26 protein-coding genes are annotated in these 25,753 nt (G+C 72.0%); 11 read left to right on the top strand and 15 right to left on the bottom strand.

Annotation, left to right across the window (positions count from 1 at the left end; all coding sequences use genetic code 11):
- Positions 1-15 precede the first annotated feature (15 nt).
- The 6 genes from HA039_RS13985 to HA039_RS14010 all read right to left on the bottom strand — a co-directional run bounded on the left by HA039_RS13985 (position 16) and on the right by HA039_RS14010 (position 4,869).
- The gene (locus HA039_RS13985) at positions 16-996 is read right to left on the bottom strand and encodes a quinone oxidoreductase family protein (RefSeq protein ID WP_167028881.1); all 981 of its coding nucleotides are present in this window, start codon (positions 994-996) and stop codon (positions 16-18) included.
- An 86-nt stretch (positions 997-1,082) separates the two neighbouring features.
- Complete coding sequence (locus HA039_RS13990; RefSeq protein WP_167028884.1) at positions 1,083-1,520, bottom strand: hypothetical protein; 438 nt, start codon at positions 1,518-1,520, stop codon at positions 1,083-1,085.
- Between the two features lie 16 nt (positions 1,521-1,536).
- On the bottom strand, positions 1,537-2,241 hold the full coding sequence (gene fabG, locus HA039_RS13995) for a 3-oxoacyl-ACP reductase FabG (protein ID WP_167028887.1): 705 nt from the start codon (positions 2,239-2,241) through the stop codon (positions 1,537-1,539).
- Positions 2,238-2,882: an HAD-IA family hydrolase gene (locus tag HA039_RS14000; RefSeq protein ID WP_167028890.1), complete on the bottom strand. Its 645-nt coding sequence runs from the start codon at positions 2,880-2,882 to the stop codon at positions 2,238-2,240. The genes fabG and HA039_RS14000 overlap by 4 nt, the downstream gene beginning before the upstream one ends.
- On the bottom strand, positions 2,879-3,865 hold the full coding sequence (locus tag HA039_RS14005; protein WP_167028893.1) for a ScbA/BarX family gamma-butyrolactone biosynthesis protein: 987 nt from the start codon (positions 3,863-3,865) through the stop codon (positions 2,879-2,881). The genes HA039_RS14000 and HA039_RS14005 overlap by 4 nt, the downstream gene beginning before the upstream one ends.
- 26 nt (positions 3,866-3,891) lie before the next feature.
- Positions 3,892-4,869 (bottom strand): hypothetical protein, encoded by a 978-nt coding sequence (locus tag HA039_RS14010; protein WP_167028895.1) that lies wholly within the window; start codon positions 4,867-4,869, stop codon positions 3,892-3,894.
- Between the two features lie 508 nt (positions 4,870-5,377).
- On the opposite strand from HA039_RS14010, the gene HA039_RS14015 reads away from it, so the two are divergent.
- From HA039_RS14015 to HA039_RS14050, 8 genes are all read left to right on the top strand, one after another.
- A complete protein-coding gene (locus HA039_RS14015; protein WP_167028898.1) occupies positions 5,378-5,659 on the top strand; it encodes an acyl carrier protein in 282 nt (93 codons plus the stop codon).
- The gene (locus tag HA039_RS14020) at positions 5,652-6,875 is read left to right on the top strand and encodes a beta-ketoacyl-[acyl-carrier-protein] synthase family protein (RefSeq protein WP_167028902.1); all 1,224 of its coding nucleotides are present in this window, start codon (positions 5,652-5,654) and stop codon (positions 6,873-6,875) included. The genes HA039_RS14015 and HA039_RS14020 overlap by 8 nt, the downstream gene beginning before the upstream one ends.
- On the top strand, positions 6,872-8,056 hold the full coding sequence (locus tag HA039_RS14025) for a beta-ketoacyl synthase N-terminal-like domain-containing protein (RefSeq protein ID WP_167028905.1): 1,185 nt from the start codon (positions 6,872-6,874) through the stop codon (positions 8,054-8,056). Before HA039_RS14020 ends, HA039_RS14025 begins: the two co-directional genes overlap by 4 nt.
- Positions 8,053-9,744, top strand: a complete 1,692-nt coding sequence (locus tag HA039_RS14030) for an FAD-dependent monooxygenase (RefSeq protein WP_167028908.1) — start codon at positions 8,053-8,055, stop codon at positions 9,742-9,744. Before HA039_RS14025 ends, HA039_RS14030 begins: the two co-directional genes overlap by 4 nt.
- Before the next feature lie 6 nt (positions 9,745-9,750).
- The gene (locus tag HA039_RS14035) at positions 9,751-11,361 is read left to right on the top strand and encodes an MFS transporter (RefSeq protein ID WP_167028911.1); all 1,611 of its coding nucleotides are present in this window, start codon (positions 9,751-9,753) and stop codon (positions 11,359-11,361) included.
- A 118-nt stretch (positions 11,362-11,479) separates the two neighbouring features.
- Positions 11,480-12,133: a 4'-phosphopantetheinyl transferase family protein gene (locus HA039_RS14040; protein WP_167028914.1), complete on the top strand. Its 654-nt coding sequence runs from the start codon at positions 11,480-11,482 to the stop codon at positions 12,131-12,133.
- Between the two features lie 211 nt (positions 12,134-12,344).
- Positions 12,345-13,502, top strand: a complete 1,158-nt coding sequence (locus tag HA039_RS14045) for a sensor histidine kinase (RefSeq protein WP_167028917.1) — start codon at positions 12,345-12,347, stop codon at positions 13,500-13,502.
- Positions 13,499-14,176, top strand: a complete 678-nt coding sequence (locus HA039_RS14050; RefSeq protein WP_167028920.1) for a response regulator — start codon at positions 13,499-13,501, stop codon at positions 14,174-14,176. The genes HA039_RS14045 and HA039_RS14050 overlap by 4 nt, the downstream gene beginning before the upstream one ends.
- A gap of 108 nt (positions 14,177-14,284) precedes the next feature.
- On the opposite strand, the gene HA039_RS14055 is transcribed toward HA039_RS14050, so the two are convergent.
- Together HA039_RS14055 and HA039_RS14060 are read right to left on the bottom strand one after the other, a co-directional pair.
- The gene (locus tag HA039_RS14055) at positions 14,285-14,740 is read right to left on the bottom strand and encodes an Lrp/AsnC family transcriptional regulator (RefSeq protein ID WP_167028923.1); all 456 of its coding nucleotides are present in this window, start codon (positions 14,738-14,740) and stop codon (positions 14,285-14,287) included.
- Positions 14,741-14,867: 127 nt separating this feature from the next.
- Complete coding sequence (locus HA039_RS14060) at positions 14,868-15,527, bottom strand: UbiX family flavin prenyltransferase (protein WP_243870097.1); 660 nt, start codon at positions 15,525-15,527, stop codon at positions 14,868-14,870.
- Positions 15,528-15,753: 226 nt separating this feature from the next.
- Between HA039_RS14060 and HA039_RS14065 the strand changes: the two genes are divergently transcribed.
- Positions 15,754-16,383 (top strand): rhomboid family intramembrane serine protease, encoded by a 630-nt coding sequence (locus HA039_RS14065; protein WP_167028929.1) that lies wholly within the window; start codon positions 15,754-15,756, stop codon positions 16,381-16,383.
- On the opposite strand, the gene mqnP is transcribed toward HA039_RS14065, so the two are convergent.
- On the bottom strand, positions 16,373-17,290 hold the full coding sequence (mqnP, locus tag HA039_RS14070; RefSeq protein WP_167028932.1) for a menaquinone biosynthesis prenyltransferase MqnP: 918 nt from the start codon (positions 17,288-17,290) through the stop codon (positions 16,373-16,375). The two genes, HA039_RS14065 and mqnP, sit on opposite strands and share 11 nt — an antisense overlap.
- Positions 17,287-18,741 (bottom strand): menaquinone biosynthesis decarboxylase, encoded by a 1,455-nt coding sequence (locus HA039_RS14075; RefSeq protein ID WP_167028935.1) that lies wholly within the window; start codon positions 18,739-18,741, stop codon positions 17,287-17,289. Before HA039_RS14075 ends, mqnP begins: the two co-directional genes overlap by 4 nt.
- A 283-nt stretch (positions 18,742-19,024) precedes the next feature.
- Between HA039_RS14075 and HA039_RS14080 the strand changes: the two genes are divergently transcribed.
- Entirely contained in the window at positions 19,025-19,456 is a 432-nt protein-coding gene (locus HA039_RS14080; protein ID WP_167028938.1) for a PLD nuclease N-terminal domain-containing protein, read from the top strand.
- A 29-nt stretch (positions 19,457-19,485) separates the two neighbouring features.
- The gene (locus HA039_RS14085) at positions 19,486-19,944 is read left to right on the top strand and encodes a nucleoside deaminase (RefSeq protein ID WP_167028941.1); all 459 of its coding nucleotides are present in this window, start codon (positions 19,486-19,488) and stop codon (positions 19,942-19,944) included.
- An 84-nt stretch (positions 19,945-20,028) separates the two neighbouring features.
- On the opposite strand, the gene ccsB is transcribed toward HA039_RS14085, so the two are convergent.
- The 5 genes from ccsB to HA039_RS14110 all read right to left on the bottom strand — a co-directional run bounded on the left by ccsB (position 20,029) and on the right by HA039_RS14110 (position 25,652).
- Positions 20,029-21,114: a c-type cytochrome biogenesis protein CcsB gene (gene ccsB / locus HA039_RS14090; protein ID WP_167028943.1), complete on the bottom strand. Its 1,086-nt coding sequence runs from the start codon at positions 21,112-21,114 to the stop codon at positions 20,029-20,031.
- Positions 21,111-22,922 (bottom strand): cytochrome c biogenesis protein ResB, encoded by a 1,812-nt coding sequence (gene resB, locus HA039_RS14095; protein WP_167028946.1) that lies wholly within the window; start codon positions 22,920-22,922, stop codon positions 21,111-21,113. The genes ccsB and resB overlap by 4 nt, the downstream gene beginning before the upstream one ends.
- 3 nt (positions 22,923-22,925) lie before the next feature.
- Entirely contained in the window at positions 22,926-23,690 is a 765-nt protein-coding gene (locus tag HA039_RS14100; RefSeq protein WP_167028949.1) for a cytochrome c biogenesis CcdA family protein, read from the bottom strand.
- Between the two features lies 1 nt (position 23,691).
- The gene (locus HA039_RS14105; protein ID WP_167028952.1) at positions 23,692-24,312 is read right to left on the bottom strand and encodes a TlpA family protein disulfide reductase; all 621 of its coding nucleotides are present in this window, start codon (positions 24,310-24,312) and stop codon (positions 23,692-23,694) included.
- A gap of 77 nt (positions 24,313-24,389) precedes the next feature.
- Complete coding sequence (locus tag HA039_RS14110) at positions 24,390-25,652, bottom strand: polysaccharide deacetylase family protein (RefSeq protein WP_167028955.1); 1,263 nt, start codon at positions 25,650-25,652, stop codon at positions 24,390-24,392.
- Between the last annotated feature and the right edge of the window lie 101 nt (positions 25,653-25,753).

Consider the following 25,753-nt stretch of genomic DNA (forward strand, 5'->3'; position numbering starts at 1 on the left):
TCGAGCCTACGCCCCTCACGGCACGAGAACGACGCGCCCCATGCTCCTCCGCTCTTCGAGCAGGTCATGGGCGCGCGCCGCCTCGGCCAGCGGGACCCGCGCGTGGATGACCGGCCGTACGGATCCGTCCCGTACGAAGCCCAGCAGCAGGCGCACGCCCTCCTCGGCCTCGGCGGGCCGGCTGCCCAGGAGGGTGGGCATGCTGAAGCCCATGACCTGCCGCATGCCCATCAGCGACAGGGCGGGGATCGCGGGCTGTGCGGTGTCGCCGCCCGAGGCGCCGTAGAACACGAGCCGGCCGTACGGGGCGAGCACCTTGACGTCGTCGAGGAGTTGCCGGCCGCCGACGCCGTCGAGCACGACGTCGACGCCGCCGGGTCCCGCCGCCTCGGCGACCCGCTCGGGCCAGTCGGGGTCGCGGTGGTCGACGGCGGCGTCCGCGCCGAGGGAGCGGGCGAAGTCCCGCTTGGCCGGGGAGCCCGCCGTGGCGATGACCCGGGCGGCGCCGAGCGCGCGGGCGGCCTGGACGGCGATGTGGCCGATCGCGCCGGCGCCCGCGTGGACGAGGACCGTCTCGCCCTCGGCGACCCGGGCGGTACGGAGCAGGTGGACGGCGACCCGGCCGGTGGAGCCGAGCAGCGTGGCCTCGGCGGCGTCCAGCCCCTCGGGCAGCGGCAGGAGGTGCGCGGCGGGCGCCGCCACGTACTCCGCGTACGCGTTCCGGGCCTTCCACACGACGACCCGCTGCCCGGGTGTGAAGTCCCCCACACGGTCGCCGACCGCGACGACCGTGCCGGCGACGTCGGTGGACGGGCAGTACGGGAGCGGCGGCGGCCCGAGCGGGAACGTGCCGAGCCTGCGCTGTACGTCGGCGTGGTCGACACCGATCGCCTCGGCGCGGACGAGGACGTCCTCGGGGCCGTACCCGGGCCGCTCGGCCTCCTCGGTGACCAGGACCTTGGACGGGCCGTACTCGTGGTGGCGCACGATGCGCACGTTGTCTCCTCACTCGGGGGCGGGGGCTCGCTCGGGCGGGGCCCGCTCGGGGCGGGGCGGCTGCACGGTTGTGGGGTCGGCCGCGCTCAGATCACCGGCTGGTGCGCGGCGACCGGTGGTACGGATCTTCCCGCCTTCTCGTCGGGATCCCCGCCCACGAGCACCCTCAACCGGTCGCAGGCGTCCCACACGTCCACGTGCAGGGTGTGCCGGGCGCAGCACTCGATCACGGTGACCCCGGCGGCGGGGTGCGTGAACACGAATCCGCCGCCGACGTCCTCGGACCGTACCCGCAGCGGCCTGAGCCACGACTCGTAAAGGGTGCGGGCGATGTGCCGCAGCCGCCGTTCCTTGCCGGCCGCCGCCTCGGGGTCCCGCCCCACGCCGTTCGGCGTCCAGCGGTCGAGCACCTCCAGGTCCTGGCGGGTGATGCCGGTACGCGGGGTGCAGTCGATCAGGACGACGGGGCCCGCGGGGGTGGTCCCCCCGGCCCCGCCGTCCCGGTGCACGTCGTTGTGCTCCATGGTGGGAACCGACCGTTCAGTGGCCCATGCCGATGCCGCCGCTCACCGGCACGACGGCCCCGGTGACGAACGACGCGGCGTCACTCGCCAGGAACCGTACGACCGCCGCCACCTCGTCGGCGGTCCCGGTGCGCCGCAGCGGGGTGTTGCCGATCAGCTCGGCGCGGCGCCCGTCGGTGATGTGCTCGATCATGTCGGTCTCGATCAGCCCCGGGGTGACGACGTTGGAGGTGATCTTCCGGGCGCCCAGCTCCCAGGCGAGGGAGCGGGCGAGGCCCACGAGGGCGCTCTTGGACGCCGCGTAGTTGGTCTGTCCCGGCGAGCCGAGCGTGCCCATCACGGAGGACATGAACACCAGCCGCCCCCAGCGCTTCCTGAGCATCCCGCCGGTGGCGTGCTTGGCGAGCCGGAAGGCGCCGAGGACGTTGGTGTCGATGACGTCCCGGAAGTCCTTCTCGCTCATCATCGGCAGGAGCCCGTCCCGGGTGATGCCCGCGTTGGCGACCAGCACCTCCACGGGTCCGTACTGGGCCTCCACGTCGGCGACGGCCCGCTTGACGGACTCCTCCTCGGTGACGTCGCAGGCGACCCCGAACAGGCCGGGCGGCGGGGCGCCGGTGCGGTAGGTGACGGCCACCTTGTCGCCCGCGTCGGCGAACGACCGCGCCACGGCGAGACCGATGCCCCGGTTGCCCCCGCTGATCAGAACGGTGCGGCTCATGCCAGTTCCTTTCGCAGTACGCGGACGGCATCCGCGGTGTCGGTGAAGTGCAGCCCGTGCCAGCCGGCCAGGACCGCTCCCTCGCAGTTCTCCGCCAGGTCGTCGGCGAGCAGGCTCCGCGCGGCGGGAATGCCCGAGCGCCGTACGGCGAGGTCGAAGATCTCCCGGTCGGGTTTGCGGCAGCCCGTCTCGAACGACATCACCAGGTCGTCGAAGAGGCCGGGGTCGACCATCTGCCGCCAGTACGGGTCCCAGCCGGGCGGCATGTTGGAGAGCAGGCCGACGAAGACGCCCTCGGCGCGGATCCGCTCCAGCTCGTCGATCCACGGCCGGTTGACGCGCCGGTCGGCGAACCACCGTTCGGCGAAGCCCGACATGTCGGCGCGGATCCCGAACTGGTCGAGGAGCGCCGCCTCGACCTGCCTGCCCCACTCGTCCTCGGCCACGAGCGGGGTGTCCAGCGGCGCCATCGAGCTGGTGCCGTACCGCCGGCCGACCGTGCGCATCGCCGCGTGCAGCGCGGCGGGCTCCAGGCCCATGGGGCGGCAGAAGGAGTCGACGGCCCAGGGCAGCGGCGGGGTGAGGACGCCGCGGAAGTCGGTCCAGACGGCGCGGACGCCGTCCTTCGCCGCGTCCGTCATGCCTTCGCCTCCTCGTACAGCCGTACCGACGCCGTGGCCACGCTGCGGCCCGCCTGCCGGAACGCGACGTCGACGGTGTCCTCGCCGGCGGCGGGCATCCCGGCGCTCAGCACGACGGGCGCGTCGAGCTCCGCGAAGCGCAGGAACGCGGCGTTCATGCCCAGCACATGGGTGGCCGACAGCTGCCGGCCGCTCCAGAACGCGGCCAGGAGCGCCAGTTGCCGGGCGCCCTCCAGCAGGGTCATGGCGGGGAAGTGGTCGTACTGGTGGTCGAAGAGGCTGCGGTTGTCGAAGTCCGGCAGCAGCCGGGCCGTCAGGCGCCCCGAGTCGAAGACCGGTTCCGCCAGGACGACGTTGCCCGGTGACGTACGGCCGACCTGGGCCGGGGCGAGAATGCCCGAGCGGTCGGGCCGGGGCACCTCGCGGGTGGAGGGGGCGACGCCGCCGCGCTGGTAGGTGCGCAGGGACTCGTACTCGTGCTTCGTCATGGCGCTGACCCGCATGGACGAGACGCCTACGGCCGCCCCGTTGAAGGTCAGCTCCTGCTCGACGCCGACCTGCCGGACCCGGCCGCCCTTCATCCGTACCGCCGGGTACTCGGTGAGGAGCTGGAGCTCGCCGGGGTCGCCGCCCGTCCGCAGCGCCTCGGGGTTGCGCAGCTGCACCGACACCTCGTTGACGAGGAACGACGTGTCCATCGCGATGTCGAGGAAGGTGTGGCCCCCGCAGACGGCCGCCTGCCGGCACGCCTCCAGGACCAGCAGGACGTCGGTGAGGGCGCCGTGCTGGATGTGGTCGTTGTAGTAGCTGTGCGACAGCGGCGTCTGGGCGCCCGCGAGGTAGACGGACTCGCCGATCTGGCGGGTGTCGGTCACGAACACCTCGGCCACGGCGGCCCGGTGGACCAGGTGGCGGTCGACGGTGTGGGCGAAGCGTATGTGGAAGGGCGGTTCGGCGAGCGTGCCGACTGCGTTCTCGGACATGGGCGGTCTCGGTCTCTCTTCGTCCGTCATGGATGTCGCACGGCGGAGGCGGGCACTCGCGGGGCGCCCGGGCGGGGTGCGCCGCGCAGGACGACCGCCGTGGCGGCGGCGACCGCCAGGACGAGCGCTCCCAGGGCGCCGAGGGTCACGGCGTCGGGGTGGACGAGCGACTGGCCGCGCAGGGCCTGCCAGGTGACCAGGGCGAGCAGGCCGGTCCAGGCGCCCCCGGTGACGAGGACGAGGCGGGCCTGGACCCCCTCGTCGGCGAGGGCCGTTCCGGGGCCCGCTCCCTTGTCGGCCCCGCCGGCCTCGTCACCCGCCTCGTCGGCGCGGGTGGTACGGCGCCGGCCGGCCAGGGCCAGGGCGGCGCCGGCCAGAGGGATCACCTGGAGCGCGTGGATGCCGACGAAGTGCGGGATCCGCAGGTCGCCGCCGACCGTGCTCCAGTTGGTGAGCGGCATGCCGGGACCGCCGTCGTCCACGCCGACGTTGTGGGCGCCCACGAGGGTGGGCAGCCCGGCGTCGACGGCGCGCTGCTGCTCGGGGGTGGGGATGTTCATCAGGAAGCCGAGGGACATGCCGACCACCGCGAGCACCAGCCCGAGCCGTACCGCCAGGCGCAGCGGCCGCGCCAGCGACCGGTCGCGCAGCACCACCACGGCGGCCACGAAGTTGGAGGTCCACAGGACGACCACCGCGACGGTCATGCTGTTCATGAACGCGGTGTTCGTCGGGGTGAGGGTGTTGAAGTGGCTGTACGTGCCCCGCCACGCCTGTACGGAGATGATCACGGCCTCGGCGAGGGAGCTGACGGCGATCAGGGTCCCCGCCCACCACGCCGTGCGCGGGTGGCGGCGGATCCGGGGCAGCAGCCAGGCCAGGGTGGCGCTGTAGACGGCGAGCGAGAACGCGAAGTGGAGCGGTTTCAGCCAGATCGGGGCGCCGTTGAGGATCCGGTCGTCGGCGGCGAGACCGACGAGGGTGGCCAGGCTCAGCACGCCCATGGACACGGAAAAGGTGGTCAGCGGTCCGTGCAGCGGAGGGAGCCGGACGCCTTTGCCCGTCCCGTGGTCGGTATGACCGCTGCGACCGGTGGGGAAATTGTTTTCCTTTACTGCCACGCCCTGCGGACCACCGGGTATTTCGGGCTCCGTTCCGGCGCTTCCCCTGCTTGTCGAGGACATCGTTCTCCCTTTCCAGGATTCTGTTCCGCGGATTCCCTTTCTCCGCCGCGCACGGACATACGTACGGACGCTCGCGGGAATCAGCATGCTGAGGCGCCGGTCCGCTCCTCAACGGCCGTACCACCAACAGATTCCGCACTGCCTCGAAAGTGACATCGGGCGGTGTCCCGGAAGAGGCACGGGGGGTACGCCCGACGAACCCGCCCGCTACCGCCTGGGGAACAGCGCGCGGCGCCTTGGGAGCAAAACCCTTCTCGCGGCCGCCGCCACCTGCCTAATTTCCTTCTGCGGCCGGTGAAATACGCCGGCGGCGAGAGGGGGATCCACCATGTCTCAGAAGGCTGTGACGCTGTCGTCCGACGAAATCCTCGCGCGGGTCCGGGTCATCGTCGCGGAGGAGCTGGAGCTGGAGGACGAGCCGGCGGCCGTCGACCCGTCCGCGCGCTTCGTCGAGGACTTCGACGCGGACTCGCTGGCACTGATCCAGATCCTCGCCCGGATCGACAAGGAACTGACGATATCCGTGCCGGTCGAGGAGGCCGAGAACCTCGTCGACCTGCGGACCCTCGCGGACCACGTCATCGCGCTCGCCGGGGCCGAGCGTGTCTGACCTCGGCCCCCGACGTGTCGTGGTGACCGGGCTCGGCGCGGTGAGCAGTCTCGGCAAGGACGCCGAGACGCTCGCCGCGGCCGTACGGGAGGGCCGCAGCGGCATCTCCCCGGCCCGCTCCTTCGACACCACCGGCTTCCCCCAGGTGATGGCCGGCGAGGTACCCGACTTCGACCCGCGCGCCTCCCTGCGCACGCTCGACCCCGGGCGCTGGGGCAGGTCCGCGCTGCTGGCCGCCGCCGCGGCCGCCCAGGCCGTCACCGACGCCGGCCTGGACCGTGCCGAACTCTCCCGTGCGCGTGCCGGATCCGCGATGGGAACCACCAGCGGGGAAGCGCCCGTGGTGGACCGGCTCACCCGGCAGTGGGTCGGCGAGGGCCTCAAGAGCCTCGACCCCGGACTGGTCGCGCAGGTACCGGCCGGCCGTATCGCCGCCGCCGTCAACACCGAACTCGGCCTGACCGGCGAGGCCCAGACCATCCCCACCGCCTGCTCGGCCAGCAACTACGCGATCGGCTACGCCGCCGACCTGGTCAGCACCGGCGAGGCCGACTACATGCTCGCGGGCGGCGCCGACTCGGTGAACCGCTACACGCACGCCGGCTTCCTGCGGCTCGGCGCCCTCGCCGAAGAGGTCTGCCGCCCCTTCGACAAGGACCGCGACGGCATCATCACCGCCGAGGGCGGCGTCGCCCTGCTCCTCGAACCCCTGGACCGCGCCCTGGCACGCGGCGCCCGCGTCTACGCCGAGGTCCTCGGCTACGGGCTGAGCTGCGACGCCAAGCACATGGTCCACCCCGACTCCGGCAGCGTCGCCGAGTGCGTCCGCAGGGCCCACCGCAGCGCCGGGATCACCCCCGACCAGGTGGACTACATCTGCGCGCACGGGACGGGCACGCCCACCAACGACCTCACCGAAGTCGCCGCCGTACGCGAGGTGTTCGGCGACCGGCTGCCTCCGATCAGCTCCATCAAGTCGATGCTCGGCCACACCATGGGCGCCGCCAGCGGCTTCGGCGCGCTCCTCTGCTGCAAGGCCATCGAGCAGGGCTTCCTGCCGCCCACGGCGAACCTGCGCGAGGTCGACGCCGCCCTCGGCCCCGGCCTGGACCCCGTGCCCAACACGGCGCGCCCCGCAGAGGTCCGCATCGCCCAGAACCACGGCTTCGCCTTCGGCGGCAACAACGCGATCACCATCCTGGGGAGGGTGTCATGACGATCTCCACCACCACCGCCCCTCTCTCGTCCGCCGCGCCCGGCCCGTCCACCGGTACGCTCCCCCGCGTCCGGCCCCTCGCGATCACCGCGCTCGGCGTCATCTCCCCCGCGGGTGTCGGCCTGGAGGCCCTCGCCGACGCGCTGGCCGGCGCCACCGCGCCCTGCGCCGACCCGGCGCAGCTGCCCCTCGGGCCCTCGGAGCCCGACGGGCTGCCCGACAACATCAGGGTGGTGCCGGACTTCCGGCTCGCCGACCACGTGGGCCGCAGGAAGACCCGCCACCTCGACCGCACCACCGGTCTCGGACTCGCCGCGTGCGCCCTCCTGCGCGCCGCGGCGGGTCCGCCCCCCGGCGAGGACGCCGACCCGGCGTGGGACAGCACCGGGGTGGTGCTCGGCTCCACCTCGGGCAGTGTCCGCAGCAGCAGCGAGTTCGCCCGGGACACCCACGTCCACGACCGGCCCTACCTGGTCGACGCGGCGGCCTTCCCCAACACGGTGATGAACTCCTGCACCGGCCAGATCGCCATCTGGAACGGGCTCCACGGCATCAACGCCACCCTCTCCGGCGGCACGACCGCGACCCTGGCCGCCTTCCGGTACGCCCGCAACGCCCTGGACCGCGGCCACGCCGACCGGCTGCTGGTCGGCGGCGTCGAGGAGCTGTGCCCGCAAACCGCCTGGGGCTGGGCCGCGTCCGGCGCGCTCGCGCAGGGCTTCCCCGTCGGAGAGGGCTGCGCCCTGTTCGCCGTCCAGGACGCCGCGCGGGCCCGCGAGGACGGCGCCCCCGTCCTCGCCGAACTCCTCGCGAGCGAGACGGCGTTCTCCCCGGAGGGCGTACGTCCCGGGGTGGGCGCGGTCCTCGCCGACTGCGTCACCCGCGCCCTGGAGCGCGCCGGGGTCGACCCCGCCGACGTCGGCGCGGTCTCCCTCGGGGCCACCGGCCTCGTCGGGTTCGAGGAGGCGGAGCGCCGCGCGGTGCGCCGGGCCCTCGGCGGCCGGACGGTCACCGAGATCCGCGTCAAGGAGGTCACGGGCGAGGCGTACAGCGCGGACGGCGCGTTCCAGCTCGCCGCCGTCCTCGCCCGTACCGCTCCCGGACAGCTCTCCCTCGTCACCGGGATCGGCCAGGACGGCCACGTGGCCTGCCTCGTCGTACGGACCGGGGAGGGCGCGTGAGCACGGACCCCGTCACCACGGACACCGCGGCGCACACCCCCGGACCGGCCGGGGTCCTGGTGATCGGCGCGGGCCCGGTCGGCCTCACCGCCGCCACGGCCCTGCTCCAGCAGGGGGTACGGGTCCGGCTGGTCGACCGGGCCGAGCGCCCCAACCCGCACGCCAAGGCCATCACCCTGTGGCCGCGCGCCCTGGAGGCGCTGCACCGGCTCGGCGCGGGCGACGGGATACTCGCCCGGGGGCTGCCGCTGCACGCGCAGAACTACCACTCGGCGGGCCGCCGGGTCGCCCGGCTCACCTTCCGCAAGGTGCCCGAGACGCGGTTCCCGTTCGCCGTGTCCCTGCCGCAGCAGGAGACCGAACAGGCACTGCGGCAGCGGTTCGAGGAACTGGGCGGCACGACCGAGTTCGGCGTCGCGCTGACCTCGCTCACGCCGTCCCCCGAGGGCGTCACCGTGGAACTGACGGACGCCGACGGCGCCACCGAACGCACCCGCGTGGACTGGCTGATCGGCGCGGACGGCGCGCACAGCACGGTCCGCGCCGCCATCGGGACGGGCTTCGAGGGCGAGACGTACCCGCAGCGGTTCCTGCTGTCGGACGGGGTGTGCGACACCCCGCTGGCGCAGGACGAGGCGCACTACTTCATGACGGCGAAGGGCGTGCTCGTCGTGGTGGGCCTGCCGGGCGGGAACTTCCGGGTCTTCACCAGCCTCGCGCCGGACGCGGAGATCGCGGACGACATCCGGGCGGAGGTGCAGCGGGCCGCCTCGGAGCGCTGCCCCGTCCCGATCCGCCTCACCGGCGAGCACCGCACCGGGGTGTTCCGCGTGCACCGCAGGATCGCGGACCGGTTCAGGAAGGGCCGGGTGCTGCTCGTCGGCGACGCCGCGCACATCCACAGCCCGGCGGGCGGCCAGGGCCTCAACACCGGGATAGAGGACGCCGCGAGCCTGGCGGGCCCGCTGGGCGGGGTCGTCCGGGGCGAGCGGGGCACCGACGTCCTGGACCGCTGGGAGCGCGAGCGCCGGGCGGTCGCCCTGGAGGTGCTGAGCGACACCGACCTCCAGACGCGGCTGTGGACGATGCGCGGCTGGCGCAGGAACGTCCGGGACCGGGCGCTCGGCCTCGGCGAACGCACCGGTCTGCTCGACCGGTTCGTCACGCCGCGCCAGACCCAGCTCTCGCTGACGCACGCCGCGCCGGGCCGCACGAGGGGACCCCTGCGGGAGGGCGCCCGCCTGCCGGACGTCCGGCTCGCCCCGGACCGTACGCCGGCGAACCGCACAACCCCGGACCGTACGCCCCCGCCCGGCGCCCCCGTCCCGCGCCTGCACGACCTGCTCGACGACGGCCGGCCCGTCCTCCTCGTCCTGGCCGCCGACGGCCGGGACGCGGCACGCACCGCGCGGGCCCGGGTCCTCGCCGACGGGCTGACCGGCCCCGGCCACCGCACGGTCCTGGTCTCGGCCGCCAGGACCGGCGCGCGGGGCGCGAGCGGCCCGGTGCGCGTCCTCGCGGACCCGGCGGGCCGCGTGCACGCCGCCCTCTCCGTACGCACCCCCACCGTCGTCCTGGTCCGCCCGGACGCGGTGGTCTCCGCGGTCCGCCCGCCGGGCGGGCCGGAGCTGTTCCAGGAACTCCGCCTCGTGCCTCCACAGGCGGAGCCCGTTCAAGAAGGAGTCTGAATCCTGATGTCCACCCCCGACGCCCGGCTCGACGCCGGGCCCCGCCCAGGGCTCACCCTGCTCGTCGTGTGTCTCGGCGTACTGATCGTGCCGCTCGGCGTCAGCGGCACACCGGTCGCCCTCCCCGACATCGGGCGCGAACTCGGCGGGAGTCTCGCCTCGCTCCAGTGGGTGGTCAACGCGTACAACGTGATGGCGGCCAGCCTGATGATGGTGGCCGGCTCACTCGCCGACCTGATCGGCCGCAAGAAGATGTTCGCCTTCGGCACCGGCCTGTACGCCGTGTCGCTCGTCGCGACCGTCCTCGCGCCCAGCGTCGTCGTGATCGACATCGCCCGCGGGGTCGCCGGTGTCGCCGCCGCCGCGCTGATGACCTCGGCCACCGCGATCGTGGCCTCCAGCTTCGACGGCGCCGCGCGCGCCAAGGCGTTCGCCGTGGCCGGGGTGACGCTCGGCTCGGGCCTGGCGCTCGGACCGACGACCAGCGGGCTGCTCGTCGGCGCGCTCGGCTGGGAGTCGGTGTTCTACGCGCACCTGGCGCTCGTCGTCCTGTCCATGCTGGGCCTGCCGTTCCTCCAGGAGTCGCGCAACCCGCAGGCGGGCGGCATCGACTGGCCGGGCACGATCACGTTCAGCCTCGCGCTCGTCCTGTTCACGCTGGCCATCATCCAGGGCCCGCAGAGCGGTTGGGGGAGCCCGACCGTGCTGCTCCTGTTCGCCGGGTCGGTCCTGCTGGTCGTCGCGTTCGCCCTGGTGGAACGCCGCCAGGAGAACCCGATGTTCGACCTGTCGCTGTTCCGCGAGAGCCGCTTCCTCTCGGTGAACCTGCTCAACGTCGCCTTCTCGTTCGGCTTCATCGGCCTGCTGCTGGTCCTGCCCGCGTACCTGATCGGCGCGAACGGCGAGAGCAGCCAGGGCGCCGGGCTCATCATGCTGCTGCTGACCGGGCCCGTGCTGTTCTGCCCGCTCGTCGGCGGGCGGCTCGTCGCCTCCGGCGTCCACATGCGCGTCGTCCTCGGCCTCGGCCTGCTCCTCATCGCCGCCGGCTGCGCCTGGCTCACCGTCGTCCACCCGGGCATCGGCGTCCTCGGCCTCGCGGGGCCGCTGCTCGTCGCCGGGGTCGGCGTCGGCCTGATCATGGGCGTCCTCGACGGCGCCGCCGTGAGCACCGTGCCGCCCGAGCGGGCCGGCATGGCGGCGGGCATGTTCAACACCATCCGCCTGGCGAGCGAGGCCATCGCGGCCGTCGTCATGGTCGCGGCCGTCGCCTCGATGATCCGCTCACGCATCTCCGACGGCCTGTCGCAGTACGTCGCGAAGGGCGGCGACTCCGCCTCCACGACCGCCGACCGGGTCGCCAGCGGTGACGTGGCCGGTGTGGTCAAGGACGCCCCGGCCGCGCTGCGCGACGGCTTCGGCGACTTCCTGTCCCAGGGCCACACGGACGCGCTGCGCGTCGTGCTGTGGGCGTCCGCCGCGCTCTGCGCGATCACCGCGGTCGTCGTCCACCAGATGCTCGCCGAGCGGCCCGCCGCCGGGAAGCCGGGCGGCCAGGTGCCGGGACAGCCGGCCACCGCCGACGGCGCCCCCCTCGAACGGACCCTCGTCGACGACTGATCCGCCCGTACGACGGCGAAGGGACTCGACGCCTCCCCCTCCCCCCAGGTCCCCGGTGCCCCCCGCGCCGGGGACCTGGCGGGTCCCGGAAGCGAACAGCCCCAGAAGGGAACAGGACATGCCTCTCCCCGAATCCACCGACCTCTGGATCGTCCCCCTGGACACCGACCCCGCCCCGCACGAGGCCCGGCTGCCCGAACTCGGCGCGTACGAACGCGAACGCGCGTACCGGCTGGGGATACGGAAGCCCGCCGCGCGCCGCCGCTACCTCGCCGCCCACCTCGCGGCCAGGGACATCGTCGCCGGCTACCTGAAGTGCGCGCCCGCCGACCTCACCCACGTGCGCAACGCCTGGCGCGGCAAGCCCGGTTACGTCCTCGGCTGGTGCCCCGGCCCCGCCGTCAGCCTCTCCCGCTCGCACGAACTGGCCCTGCTCGCCGTCCGGGCGCCGGGCGCCGTGGTCGGCGTGGACCTGGAACACGTACGCCCCGGGGTCGACTGGTCCCGGATCCTCGGCCGGCCGTGCCCCGACCCGGCCGACGGGTTCCGCGCGTGGACCCGGCTGGAGGCGGCCGTGAAGGCGTCGGGACTCGGCCTCTCGGCGGGGACGAATCTGGACCACCGCTTCTGGCCCGCCGCCGACCTGGCACTTCCCCGGCCGTACGACGGATACGCGGCGGCCGTCGCCACGGACCGCGCCGGCCGGAACAACCCCGTCCGGATACGCCTCCATTCGACATCAGAATTTCGTGAACCGGTGACACTGCCTTAACACCGTCCCGGCGGCCGCGGAACGTCCCAGGCCCGTCGGATCCACCGGCAATGAAACGGTAAAGACTGACGTCACATCGCGCGTCGTTGTGAGCTATCACATCGAGAGCGGAAATCCGTTTCGCCTAGACTCCCCCTGCACGATGTGTCAGGTCGGGCGGCTCATCGAGGAGCCGCCGAAGCTGGACCAGTGACCTAGGGGGACTTCAGCGGTGCTGAAGATACAAACGCAGACCGAGGAGACCGATCCATCCACAGCTTCCGCGCGCCTGCTCGCCGACCGGCTCGCGCTCGGCAGCGATGAAATCATCTGTCATTTCAGGAACTCCCTCGACGGCGTGTCCAGCCCGCTGATCTCGACCACGGAGCTGTGGGGAGAAGCGCGGGAACACGCCAGACTTGTCATCCAGGAGTGCGCCGAGGCACTGCGGGAGAGCGAACAGCCGTCGGCGGCCAACGCCGCGCTCGGCCTGTCGGTCGGCCTGAGCACCCGCGGGCCGCTCCAGTCGGTCCACCCGGCCGACACCCTGCGGTCGTCGGGGCTGCTCTTCCAGATCTGCCTCCAGTACCTGGTGACGGCGGCGGCCGACCTGCCGCCCGAGCAGTCCTCCGCGTGCCTGGGGCGCGCGGTGGCGGCGCTCAACCACAGCCTGGCCACCTGCCTCCAGGTCTCGGCCGCGGGCTACGACGCGTACCTCCTCAAGAAGGTCGAGGAGAGCGCGACCGGCCACCGCCAGCGGCTCGCGCGCGACCTGCACGACCGGCTGGGCCAGAGCCTCGCCCTCGCCTACCGCTGCCTCGACCTGCACGACCAGGCCGTGGACGAGGGGTACGGGCCGCCGACCCGGGCCCGCCATCTCGCCCGCGTCCGGGGCGCGTTGGACGAGGCGACCGGCTACACCCGGGGGCTCATCTCCGACCTGCGGACGCGCCCCGGCGTGACCGGCCTCGCCGAAGCGCTCCTGGAGTACGCCGAGGCGCACCAGGCTCCCGGCGTGCGGGTGCACATCGAGGTGAACGGGGACGAGTCGTGGGTCCCGGCCGGGCACGCCGAGGAACTGTTCCTGGTCCTGCGGGAGTTCCTGCGCAACTCCCTGACGCACGCGGCCCCGAGCACGGTCGCGCTGGAGGTCGACGTGGCCCCGCACCGCGTGGACTGTTTCGCGCACGACGACGGGGCCGGCTTCGACCAGGCCGCCCCGCCGACGCGCGAGGGCCGGTCGGGGACGGGCCTGTTGTCGATGCGGGAGCGGGTCCAGGCGCTGGGCGGGACGCTGCACCTGACCAGCGTGCCGGGGGTGGGCACCGGGATGCGGCTCTCGCTGCTCCTGCCGGAGCCGCCGGCGACCGCGCCGGGCGTTCCGGCATGACCACGTACAGCATCGTCATCGCGGACGACCACACCCTGCTCAGGGACGCGCTGGCCGAGCTGATCCGCGGGGTGGGCGGCTTCGACGTGGCGGCGGCGGTCGGCGACGCGCCGGGCGCCGTCGCCATGGCGGCCGAACACCGCCCGGACGTCCTGCTGATGGACATCGAGATGCCGGGGAACGAGGATCCGGGGCGTACGGTACGGGCCGTCCAGGCGGCCTCGCCCGACACCAAGATCATGGTGCTGACCATGCACGACGATCCCCGGCTGCTCCAGAGCCTGCTGCCCCTCGGCATCCGCGGCTACCTGCACAAGACGGCCACGCACCACTCCCTGGTCGCGGCCTTGCGGGACGCGTGCAGCCAGGACGGTCTGACCGTCTCGCTGCCGCCCCGGCCGAAGGCGGAGGTGCCACCGGAGCCCGAGCCCGCGCGGCACACGCTCAGCCCGCGCGAGGTGGAGGTCGTCACGCTGGTGGCGGCGGGGCTCAGCAACCGGGGGGCCGCCACCCAACTCGGCCTCACCGAGGGCACGATCAAGCGCCACCTGCGCAACATCTTCGCCAAGCTGGGCGCGGTCTCCCGGGTGGACGCGGTCAACAAGGCCGTCGTCGCGGGGCTCATCGCCCCGCCCTCGGCCGCGCCGCGGCGGCTGCGGCCGCCCCTCGGCTGACGTACGGGGCCCGAGGGGGCCGGGCCCGCCACCCGCCCCCTCGGCCCTCCGTCGGCTGTCCCGTCGGCGCTCCCCCGGCCCGCCCCCGGCTCTCGCCCGGACGAACGGTCACTCCTCCTCGGGCAGTTCACCCACCCGGTTCTCCCACTTGGTCGACAGCACGATCGTCGTACGGGTCCGGGAGACGCCCTTTGTCCCGCTCAGCCGGCGGATCGTCCGCTCCAGGCCGTCCACGTCGCTCGCCCGTACCTTGAGCATGTACGAGTCGTCGCCGGCGATGAACCAGCAGTCCTCGATCTCCTGGAGGTCGCGCATCCTGCGGGCCACGTCCTCGTGGTCGGCGGCGTCCGACAGGGAGATCCCGATCAGCGCGATGACGCCCAGGCCGAGCGAGGCGGAGTCGACCGTGGCGCGGTACCCGGTGATGACACCCGCCGCCTCCAGCCGGTTGATGCGGTCGGTGACGCTCGGCCCCGACAGTCCGACGAGGCGCCCTAGCTCGGCGTACGAGGCCCGCCCGTTCTCCCTGAGGGCCTGAATGAGCTGCCTGTCCACGGCGTCCATATGCCTGAAGCCTTCCATTATTCAGCGAACTCACAAGGTGCGTGTCGAATCTAAGGCATAGAAGGAAGAATTCCTACGAATCTTGCAGATCTTTAGGATCTGACCTTCACTTCACACAAGCGGCCGGTCAGCGGTCGCCGTCGTCGCGCGCCCCGCCGAGCTGCCCGTCCCAGCGGCGGTACAGCCCGTGCGGCACCCCCGCCACGTCGAGCACCCGCCCGGCGACGAAGTCCACCAGGTCCTGGATGTGCCGCGCGCCCGCGTAGAACGCGGGGGACGCCGGAAGGACCACGGCGCCCGCCTCGTCCAGCGCCACCAGGTGCCGGAGCGTCTGCCCGCCAAGGGGGGTCTCCCGTACGGCGACGACCAGCGGGCGCCGCTCCTTGAGCGTCACGCTCGCCGCCCGCTGGAGCAGATCCTTCGACAGGCCGAGCGCCACCCCGGCCACCGACGCCGTGGAGGCGGGCACGATCAGCATGCCCTTGGCCGGGTACGACCCCGAGGACGGCCCCGCCGCCAGGTCGCCGGCCGCCCAGTGCCGTACGTCCGACAGGCTGTCCGGCACGCTCTTCGCGAAGGTGTCCGGACTGCCGTCCGCGCCGCGCGCCAGCCAGTCGGCGAGATCGCTCTCCCAGTGCGCGTCCCGGAACGCGATCCCCGTCTCGTCCAGCAGCGTCAGCCGGGACGCCCTGCTGACGACCAGGTCCACGCTCTCGCCCGCGTCCAGCAGCCCCCGCAGCACGGCGGCGGCGTACGGGGTGCCGGACGCGCCGGAGACCCCGACGATCCAGGGCCTGCGCGGCTCCGGGGCGTCCGGGCGGGACGCCCGCGCGCGGGCCGGCGTCGGGTCCTGTCGCGGGCTGCGGGGGTCTGCGTTCGGTCCGGGCTTCACGGATCCGAGCCTATCCGGCACCCTGGTGACGGAACCGACGACGGTGCCCCGGACGTTCCCCGCACAGGCCCCGGGATTCGCGGGGCCGGGACGGCGGGGGCCGGGAGAGCAGGGGGCTGGGATGACGTATCCGAATCCGGGGACCGAGGTCACCACGCCGAGCCGCGCCGACCGGGTGAAGGCCGCCGGCGGGGTGATGATCGCCTGGGTCGCGCTGCTCTGGCTGCTCGAAGTGGTCGACACCGCGACGGGCGGCGCGCTCGACACGTACGGACTGAGCCCGCGCAGCTTCGGCGAGTTGCGCGACGTCATCCCGATGGCGTTCCTGCACCACGGCTTCGAGCACCTCGCGTCCAACACCGTGCCGCTGCTGGTGCTGGGCTTCCTCGCGGCGCTCGGCGGGATACGCCGCTTCGCCGCCGTCGTCCTGACGATCATGGTCGTGGGCGGCCTGGGCGTGTGGCTCACCGCCGCCGACCACTCGAACACGGTCGGGGCATCGGGCGTGGTCTTCGGCCTGCTCGGCTACCTGCTGGTGCGCGGGTTCGTGAACCGCAGCGCGGTCGACCTGGTGGTCGGCCTGGTGGTGCTGGCGGTCTACGGCTCGGTGCTCTGGGGCGTCCTGCCGACCGACCCGTCCATCAGCTGGCAGGGCCACCTGTTCGGGCTCGTCGGAGGCGTCCTCGCGGCGTTCCTCTACCGCACGAAGCGGCCCGTACGGGCGGGGGCGGCGGTCCCGCTCATACCGTGAGGCCGCGCACCAACAGGTCGAGCAGGGCGAAGAAGAAGAGACTCATCCCCACGAATCCGTTGACCTGGAAGAACGCCCGGTTCAGGCGCGACAGGTCGTGCGGCTTCACGATCGTGTGCTCGTAGAGGAACGCGCCCGCGACGATCACCAGCCCCGTCCAGAAGAACCCGCCCGCGTCGGTGGCGAGCGCGTACCAGACCAGGAGTCCCAGCGTCACGACGTGCGCGCCGCGCGCGCCGTACAGCGCCGCAGGGATCCCGAAGCGGGCCGGCACGGACAGCACGCCGTGCGCGCGGTCCGCCTGGACGTCCTGGCACGCGAAGATCAGGTCGAAGCCGCCGATCCAGATGCCCACGGCGAGCCCCAGGATCACCGCGTCCCACGACCACTCGCCGGTGATCGCGATCCACGCGCCGATCGGGCCCATGGCCTGCGCGATGCCGAGAATCGCGTGCGGGAAGTTCGTGAACCGCTTCCCGTACGGATAGACCACCATCGGGACCACCGCGACCGGGGCGAGCGCCAGGCACAGCGGCCCCAGCAGCGCCGCCGCGCCCAGGAAGAAGAAGAGGGCGACCAGCGCCCCGGTCCACGCGGACCGCACGGACACCGCGCCCGTGACCAGTTCGCGGCCGGCGGTCCGGGGGTTACGGGCGTCGATCTCGCGGTCGATGATCCGGTTGCACGCCATGGCGAACGTCCGCAGTCCGACCATGGCGACCGTCACGAGCAGCAGCCGCAGCCAGTGGATGTTGCCGTCGAGCTGGGTCATCGCCGTCAGCGCGGCGATGTACGCGAAGGGCAGGGCGAAGACCGAGTGCTCGATCATCACCAGCCGCAGGAACGCCCGCGTCCGGCTGCTGGGCTGCGCGGGCTCGGGCCCGAGGACTCCTTGAACAGCGCTCATGAGAGGCCGTACTCCCTCCACCGGCGGTCGACCTTCGCCGCCGTCTCCGGGTCGGACTCGACCATCTCCGGCCAGCCCCCGTCCCGTGTGTACCCCTCCTCGGGGAGCTTGCGCGTCGCGTCGATCCCGGCCTTGCCGCCCCAGAACTGCTGGTACGAGGAGTGGTCGAGGTGGTCGACGGGCCCCTCGACGACGGTCAGGTCGCGCGCGTAGTCGGTGTTGCCCAGCGCCCGCCAGGCCACCTCGTGCAGGTCGTGGACGTCGCAGTCGGCGTCGACGACGACGATCAGTTTGGTCAGCGACATCATGTGCGCGCCCCAGATCGCGTGCATGACCTTCTGCGCGTGTTTGGGGTACTTCTTGTCGATCGAGACGATCGCGCAGTTGTGGAAGCCGCCGGACTCGGGGAGGTGGTAGTCCACGATGTCCGGCACGATGATCTTCAGCAGCGGCAGGAAGAACCGCTCCGTCGCCCGCCCGAGCGGCCCGTCCTCCGTGGGAGGCCGGCCGACGACGATCGACTGGAGCAGCGGCCGCTTGCGCATCGTCACGCAGTCGATGGTCAGCGCCGGGAAGGGCTCCTGCGGGGTGTAGAAGCCGGTGTGGTCGCCGAACGGCCCCTCGGGCAGGGTCTTCCCGGGCTCCAGCCAGCCTTCGATGACCACCTCGGCGTGGGCCGGGACCTGGAGCGGCACCGTCTTGCAGTCGACCATCTCGATCCGCCGGCCCTGGACGAAGCCCGCGAAGAGGTACTCGTCGATGTCACCGGGCAGCGGCGCGGTGGAGGCGTACGTCACGGCGGGCGGACAGCCGAACGCGACGGCCACCGGCAGCCGTTCCCCGCGCCTGGCGGCGACCTGGTAGTGGTTGCGGCTGTCCTTGTGGATCTGCCAGTGCATCCCGATGGTGCGGCGGTCGTGGCGCTGGAGGCGGTAGAGCCCGAGGTTGCGGACGCCGGTCTCGGGGTGCTTGGTGTGCGTCAGCCCGAGGTTGAAGAACGAGCCGCCGTCCTCGGGCCAGGTGAACAGCGCGGGCAGCCGGTCGAGGTCCACGTCGTCACCGGTGAGGACCACTTCCTGGACGGGCGCGTCCTTCACCTTCCTGGGCGGTACGTGCACCATCGAGCCGAGCTTGCCGAACGCCTCGCGGACGCCGACGAAGCCGTGCGGCAGCTCGGGCTTGAGCAGCCCGCCGATCTTGTCGCTGATCTCGGCGTACGAGGTGAGGCCGAGCGCCTTGAGGAGCCGGCGGTCCGTGCCGTACACGTTCATGGCCAGGGGCATCGAGGAGCCCTTGACGTTCTCGAACAACAGCGCCGGGCCACCCGCCTTGTTCACCCGGTCGACGATCTCCCCGACCTCCAGGTACGGGTCGACCTCTGCCTTGACGCGAGTGAGGTCACCCTCGCGCTCCAGCGCCCTGAGCAGCGAGCGAAGATCGTCATAAGCCATGCCGTCCAGTGTGTCATCCCCGACTCCGGGACCCGCCGGGGCTTCCCGGTTTCTCGCCAGGGCCTGTCCGGCGGGTGTTCGCGGATCAGCCTGCGGCGTCCGGTGCCGTGCCTCGCAAGGCGGAGGGTGACCCGTGTACTGGATGTACTCGGGTCTCCCGACAACGCCGCGAGGTGCGGTGCCGGGCGTCGCAGGCCCGCGAAAACCCGCCGGACAGGCCCTAGTGTGGACCCGTCACGGAGGCCGCGATCCGGTCTCGATCTTCATGCGCAGGGGGACCGCCATGCTTAGGGTGCTGATGATTCTGGTGCCACTGGGCCTCAGCATCTACGCGTTCATCGACTGCCTCACCACGGAGGAGCAGGACGTCCGCTACCTCCCCAAGCCGGTCTGGGCCATCCTGGTGCTCCTCTTCCCGCTGGTCGGCTCGATCTCCTGGCTGATCGCGGGACGCGACCGCCGGGCGACGGGACCGGCGGGCCGGCGCGGCGGTTGGGTGGCCCCCGACGACAACCCGGAGTTCCTCAACTCCCTCAAGGACGACCGGGCCCGCGGGGACGACCCGGCGGCGGACGCGCCCGAGCCGTCCGCGGACGAGGCGCGGGCCGCCGCGGACCTGGAGCGGTGGGAGGCCGACCTGCGCCGGCGCGAGGAGGAGATCGAGCGCCGCGAGAAGGGCGGCGGCGCCGCGGAGGACACTCCGCCGAAGGCCTGAGCCGGGTACCTCCACGTGATAATCGCCGCATGGTGACGCAGGTGGAACAGGCACGGGAATGGCTGGCGACCGCGGTCGCCGAGGCACGCGCGGGGCTCGCGGAGGGCGGTATCCCGATCGGCGCCGCGCTCTACGGCGCGGACGGCACGCTGCTGGGCCGGGGGCACAACCGCCGCGTCCAGAACGGCGATCCGTCGGTGCACGGGGAGACGGACGCCTTCCGCGCGGCGGGGCGGCAGCGCTCGTACCGGGGTACGACGATGGTGACCACGCTCGCGCCGTGCTGGTACTGCTCGGGCCTGGTCCGGCAGTTCGGGATCTCCCGGGTGGTGGTCGGCGAGGCCCGCACCTTCCCGGGTGCGCACGACTGGCTCGCGGAGCACGGGGTGGAGGTCGTCCTGCTCGACGATCCGGAGTGCGTCGCCATGATGCGGGACTTCATCGCCGAGCGCCCCGAGCTGTGGAACGAGGACATCGGCCAGGACTGACCCGGGCGTTTCCCCGCTCCCGCGCACGCGGAACGCCCCGCCGGACCGGTGGTCCCGCGGGGCGTCCTGTGCTGAACGACCGGATCAGACCCCGGCGTAGGAGTGCTTGCCGGTGACGAAGATGTTCACGCCGTAGTAGTTGAACAGCCAGCAGCCGAAGGCGATCAGCGCCAGGTAGGCGGCCTTGCGGCCCTTCCAGCCGGCGGTGGCGCGGGCGTGCAGGTAGCAGGCGTACGCGACCCAGGTGATGAAGGACCAGGTTTCCTTGGGGTCCCAGTTCCAGTAGCGGCCCCAGGCCTGGCCCGCCCAGATCGCGCCCGCGATGATCGTGAACGTCCAGAGCGGGAAGACGGCCGCGTTGACGCGGTACGCGAACTTGTCGAGGCTCCCCGAGGCGGGCAGCCGCTCCATGACGGACGTGGCGAAGGCGCCCGGCTTGCCGCCCGCGGCGAGCTTGGACTCGTACCGCTCACGGAAGAGGTAGAGCAGCGTGGCGACGGCGCCGACGTAGAACACGGCGCCGCAGAAGATCGCGGTCGAGACGTGGATCCACAGCCAGTACGAGTGGAGCGCGGGCACCAACTGGTCGCTGGCGGTGTAGAGCACGGTGACGGCGAGGCCGAGGTCCAGGAGGACCGTGGTGACCAGCGGCAGCCCGAGCCAGCGGATGTTCTTCTTCAGCACGAGCAGCGTGAGGTACACCGCGACCGCGACGGTCGAGAAGGTGATGTTGAACTCGTACATGTTGCCCCAGGGGGCGCGCTGCACGGAGAGGGCGCGGGCGATCACGCCGGCCGCCTCGACGACGAAGGCGAGGACGGTGAGCGACACGGCGATACGGCCGTACAGGTCGCCCTGGGCGTCGTCGCCGGCCGCGCCGGGGCCGTCGGGCAGGTCGCGGGAGCCGGAGGCCGAGCGGGTCACGACCCGGGGCCGGTCGAGGACGGCGGTGGACCCGCCCTGCGCGGACTTCACCTGGACGGCCGGGGCGGCGGCGCCCGCCTCACCGGTCAGGGCCGAAGCGGTCCTGGAGACCTTGCTCCTGCTGCCGAAGAGCCACTCGGCGATGTGCGCGAAGAACGCCAGCATGTAGACGGCCATGGCCGAATAGATCAGTACGTTGCTGGTGTTCGCCAGGCTTTCGTTGGTTGCTGCGGCGGCGAGACTCACTTCTCAACCCCTTCGACTTCGACGGACGCCCGGGCGGTCTTCTCGACCGTCTCTTCGGCGGGATCAGGTTCTGCGTGGGTGGGCGCGTCCGCGTGGGTGGGCGCTTCCGCGTGGAGGGTGCCGGCCAGGTCGGCCAGTTCCTCCGGGAGTCTGGCGGACTCGCTGCGGCCGAGGCCCGCCATCTCGACGACGGTGACGCCGTCGGCGCCCCGCACGGCCCGGACCCAGACCCGGCGCCGCTGGATGAAGAGGGAACCGGCCAGCCCCGCGATGGCGGCGATCGCGCCGGTCAGCGCCCAGCCGTCACCGGGCTGGTGGGTGATCTGGAAGCTGGCCCACTCCTTGATGTCCTTCTCGAAGGTGATCGACCCGGCTCCGCCCGGGAGGACGAGCTTCTCGCCCGGCAGCAGGGTCTTCTTGAGGATGTCCCCGTTGGCGTCCTTGAAGGGCGTCATCTTCGAGGTGTTCAGCTGGTACACGTTCTGCGCCAGCCCCGAGTCGACCCCGAGACTGCCGTGGTACGCGCCCAGGTTGAGGACGGGCAGGTCGAGCGCGGGGAAACGGGAGAACATCTGCCCGTTGCCCTTGCCCGCGAAGGTCGGCACGAAGAACGCGGCGAACCCGAGCTGGTCCCTCTTCCCGGCCTTGTCCTTGTAGCCGTTGACGACCTTGATGGCCCCGGTGGACGTGAAGTTGCCGTCGACGGGCAGCAGCGGGACCGCGCCGCTGAAGACGACCTTGTTCGCCCGGTCCCTGACCGTCACGACCGGGGCGTACCCGTGGCCGATCAGGAAGACCTTCGAGCCGTCGACCTCCAGGGGCTCGTTGACCTTGACGACCGCCTTGTGCTCCTTGTCACGGGGGCCGGCGGTGTAGTGGATCGCGGCCTGGAAGGTGCGGGGCGTGCCGATCTGCGGCCCGCTGCGCTCGTACGTGGCGGTGAACTTGTCCAGCGTGAAGCTGAAGGGCGCGAGGCTGTCCATGTTGAACAGGGAGCCGGACCGGAAGTCGTCGTACTGGGTGAGGGTGTTGGAGAAGCCGTCGCCCTCGACGACCAGCTTGCCGCCGTCGGACTTGAAGAGCTGGCCGGTGGCGAACGAGATCAGGAGCACGATCAGCGCGACGTGGAAGATCAGGTTGCCGGTCTCGCGGAGGTAGCCCTTCTCGGCGGCGACCGCGTCCCCGTCCGCGTACGCCCGGAAGCGGCGCCGCTTGAGGATGGACAGCGCGGCTTCCCGTACGGCTTCCGGCTCCGCCGCGGTGCGCCAGGTCGTGTACGCGGGGAGCCGGGTGAGCCGCTTGGGGGCGCGCGGCGGGCGGGCGCGCAGCTGGCCGACGAACTGCCAGGTGCGCGGGATGATGCAGCCGATGAGGGAGATGAACAGCAGGATGTAGATCGCGGAGAACCACACCGAGCTGTAGACGTGGAACAGCTGGAGCTGGTCGTAGATCGGCGAGACGGTGGTGTGCTTCGCCTTGAAGTCGGCGACCTTGAGCTCGTCGACGTTGGTCTGCGGGATCAGCGAGCCGGGGATGGCGCCGAGCGAGAGCAGGAAGAGCAGGATCAGCGCGACGCGCATGGAGGTGAGCTGGCGCCAGAACCACCGTGCCCAGCCGAGGACGCTCAGGGTGGGGCCGGTGAGGAGGGACTCCTCGCGGGGGGCGGTGGAGAGCTGGGAGCCGGCGGCGCCGAGTTCCCGTACGTCCCGGGCGTCACGCGCCTCGGCGGACCGCTCCGATTCCGTCGTGCTGTCCGGCTCGGTGGTGCTGTCCGGCTCGGTCGTGCTGTCTGACTCTGTCGTGCTCATGGACTAGATCCCCACCGTGAAGCCGTTGGACCAACCCTGCATCTGCTGCACGACGACGTCCCACGCGCCGGTCACCAGCAGCAGCCCGGTCGCGATCATCATGCCGCCGCCGATCCGCATCACCCACGTGTAGTGGCGCTTGATCCAGCCGAACGCGCCGAGCGCCTTGCGGAAGGCCACGGCGGCGAGGATGAACGGCAGGCCCAGTCCGAGGCAGTACGCGACGGTCAGTATGGCTCCCCGGCCCGCGGTCCCCTGCTGGAACGCGAGGGTCTGGACCGCGCCGAGGACCGGGCCCATGCAGGGCGTCCAGCCGATCCCGAAGAGCGCGCCGAGCAGCGGGGCGCCCACGAGGCCGGACACCGGCCGCCGGTGGAAGCGGAACTCGCGCTGGGTGAGCCAGGGCATCAGGCCGAGGAAGAACGCGCCCATCAGGAGCATCAGCACGCCGAGGACCTTGGAGAGCACGTCGCGCTGGGCCTGGAGCTCCGAGCCGAAGTAGCCGAAGAGGGCGCCGCCGGAGACGAAGACCGCGCTGAACCCGACGACGAAGAGCGACGACCCGGCGACCATCCGGCCGCGTCTGGCCTCGGCCAGGTCGGTGCCGCTGATGCCGGTCACGTACGACAGGTAGCCGGGCACCAGGGGCAGGACGCACGGGGAGAAGAAGGACACCAGCCCGGCCAGGACGGCCAGCGGGAACGCGAGCAGCAGCGCTCCCGTGACGATGGTCTCGTTCGGGTCCGTCACCGCGGCGAGGTACTGCACGTCACTTCTCCGCGATCAGCGGGTCGATCAGCTTGCGCAACTGCTCCTCGTCGACGGCCTTGAGCGAGCGGGCCGCGATCTTCCCGTTCCGGTCGAGGACGATCGTGGAGGGGATGGCCTGGGGGTTGAGGCTGCCCTTGGGGAACCCGTACACGAGGAGCTTGCCCGCCGGGTCGTACAGGCTCGGGTAGGTGATCCCGAAGTCCTGCTCGAACTTGACGGCCGGTTCCTTCTCCAGGTCGCGGGTGTTGATCCCGATGAAGGCGACGCCCTTGCCGGCCATCTCCTTGGAGACCTTGGCGAAGTGCGGCGCCTCGGCGAGGCACGGTCCGCACCAGGAGCCCCAGACGTTGAGGACGACCACTTTGCCCTTGTAGTCCGCGACGTCGAGCTTCTTGCCCTCCAGGGTCTCCCCGGAGAGGTCGTTGACGGACCGGCGGTCGGCCTTGGCGACGGTGGCGATGCCGCCGGTGTTCGACACGAATCCGGTCTTTCCGCCACCGCCGGACGTCCCGCCGCCCCCGCACGCGGAGAGCGTCAGCGCGCCCGCGGCGACGGCGACCGGCAGAACAGTGCGGAGTCGACGGCTCGGGCTGCTTCGAGGAGCGCGGCCAAAGTTCATGTGAAAAGTTTCGCATGGGCGATTCGGGGGATCTTGCGCACCCCCCTCGGTGACCGCACTGCCCGTAAGGCCCGTTGTCAAGCCGCCTTAAAGAACGCGTTCCACCCGCCTTCGGGTGCCTGACCGACGTCCAGCGAGCAGAGCTTGGCGAGTACGGCGGGGTCCTGGACGTCGATCCAGTCGGTGAACTGGCGGAAGGACACGAGCCGTACGTCCTTCTTGCCGGCCATCTCCTTGAACGCCTCTTCGACGGCGTCCATGTAGATCCCGCCGTTCCACTGTTCGAAGTGGTTGCCTATGAAGAACGGCGCGCGATTGGTCTTGTACGCGCGCTTGAACCCGTTGAGGTACGCGCCCTTGGCCTGTTCCCGCCAGCGCGGGTATTTCTCCGGCATGCCCTTGGTCGAATTGACCGACTGGTTGGCGAGCATGTTGTAGTCCATGGAGAGGACTTCGAAGCTGTGCCCGGGGAACGGCACGGCCTGGAGCGGGAAGTCCCACACCCCGCCCTTTTTCTCCGGCCACCTCTGCGTACCGCCGGGCGAGCTGGCGTCGTACCGCCAGCCCAGTTTCCGCGCGGTCGGCAACAGCCTCTCCTGGCCGAGGAGGCAGGGTGTACGGCCGCCGATCAATTCCTTGCGGTAGTCGAAGGGAAGCGGGTCGAGATCGGTCCAGCCGCTGTTCGTACGCCACTCGGTGACGAAGGACACGGCCTGTTCGACCTCGCTGTGCCACTGGGCCGGGGTCCAGTGGTCCACCGTGCCGTGACCGGAACAGAAATGCCCGTTGAAATGGGTGCCTATCTCGTGTCCTTCGAGCCAGGCGCGGCGGACGTTCTTGAGCGTTTCCTTGATGTGGTCGTCGGTGAGATAGCCGATGTCGGAGGCGCCGACGGCGTTGTTGGGCGGGCGGTAGAGGCTCTTCTTCGACTCGGGCAGCAGATAGATGCCGGAGAGGAAGAAGGTCATGGCCGCGCCGTGGTCCCGGGCGAGGTCGAGGAAGCGGGGGAAGAGGCCGTTGCCGACCTCGCCCGCGCCGTCCCAGGAGAAGACCACGAACTGCGGCGGGGTCTGGCCGGGCTCCAGCGGGACCGGCGCCGGGGGCTGGTGCGGCTGCTTTCCCGCGTCGGAGGTGGAACCGTCGCCTATGAGCCGGGGCTCTTCGGAGAGGGGCTTGGCGGAGGCCTTCCCGGTGCCCCCGCCCTTCCCGTCACCCTTGGCCGTACCACCCGCGCGGTGCGGGGCCCTCCGGTCGGGGGAGGAGCCACAACCGGCGATCCCGATCGCCGCCGCGGCTCCGACTCCCGCTCCCAGCAGTCCCCTTCGGCTGATGTCGCGCATAAAGTCCCCATCCGCGCTCGCACGTCCCGTGAGCCGCTCAGGCAGGTTTTACAAGCGGCAACTCATGAGATGTCGTACCGAACGCGGAGGTTCCAGAACTT

Source organism: Streptomyces liangshanensis (assembly GCF_011694815.1).
Lineage (GTDB): Bacteria > Actinomycetota > Actinomycetes > Streptomycetales > Streptomycetaceae > Streptomyces > Streptomyces liangshanensis.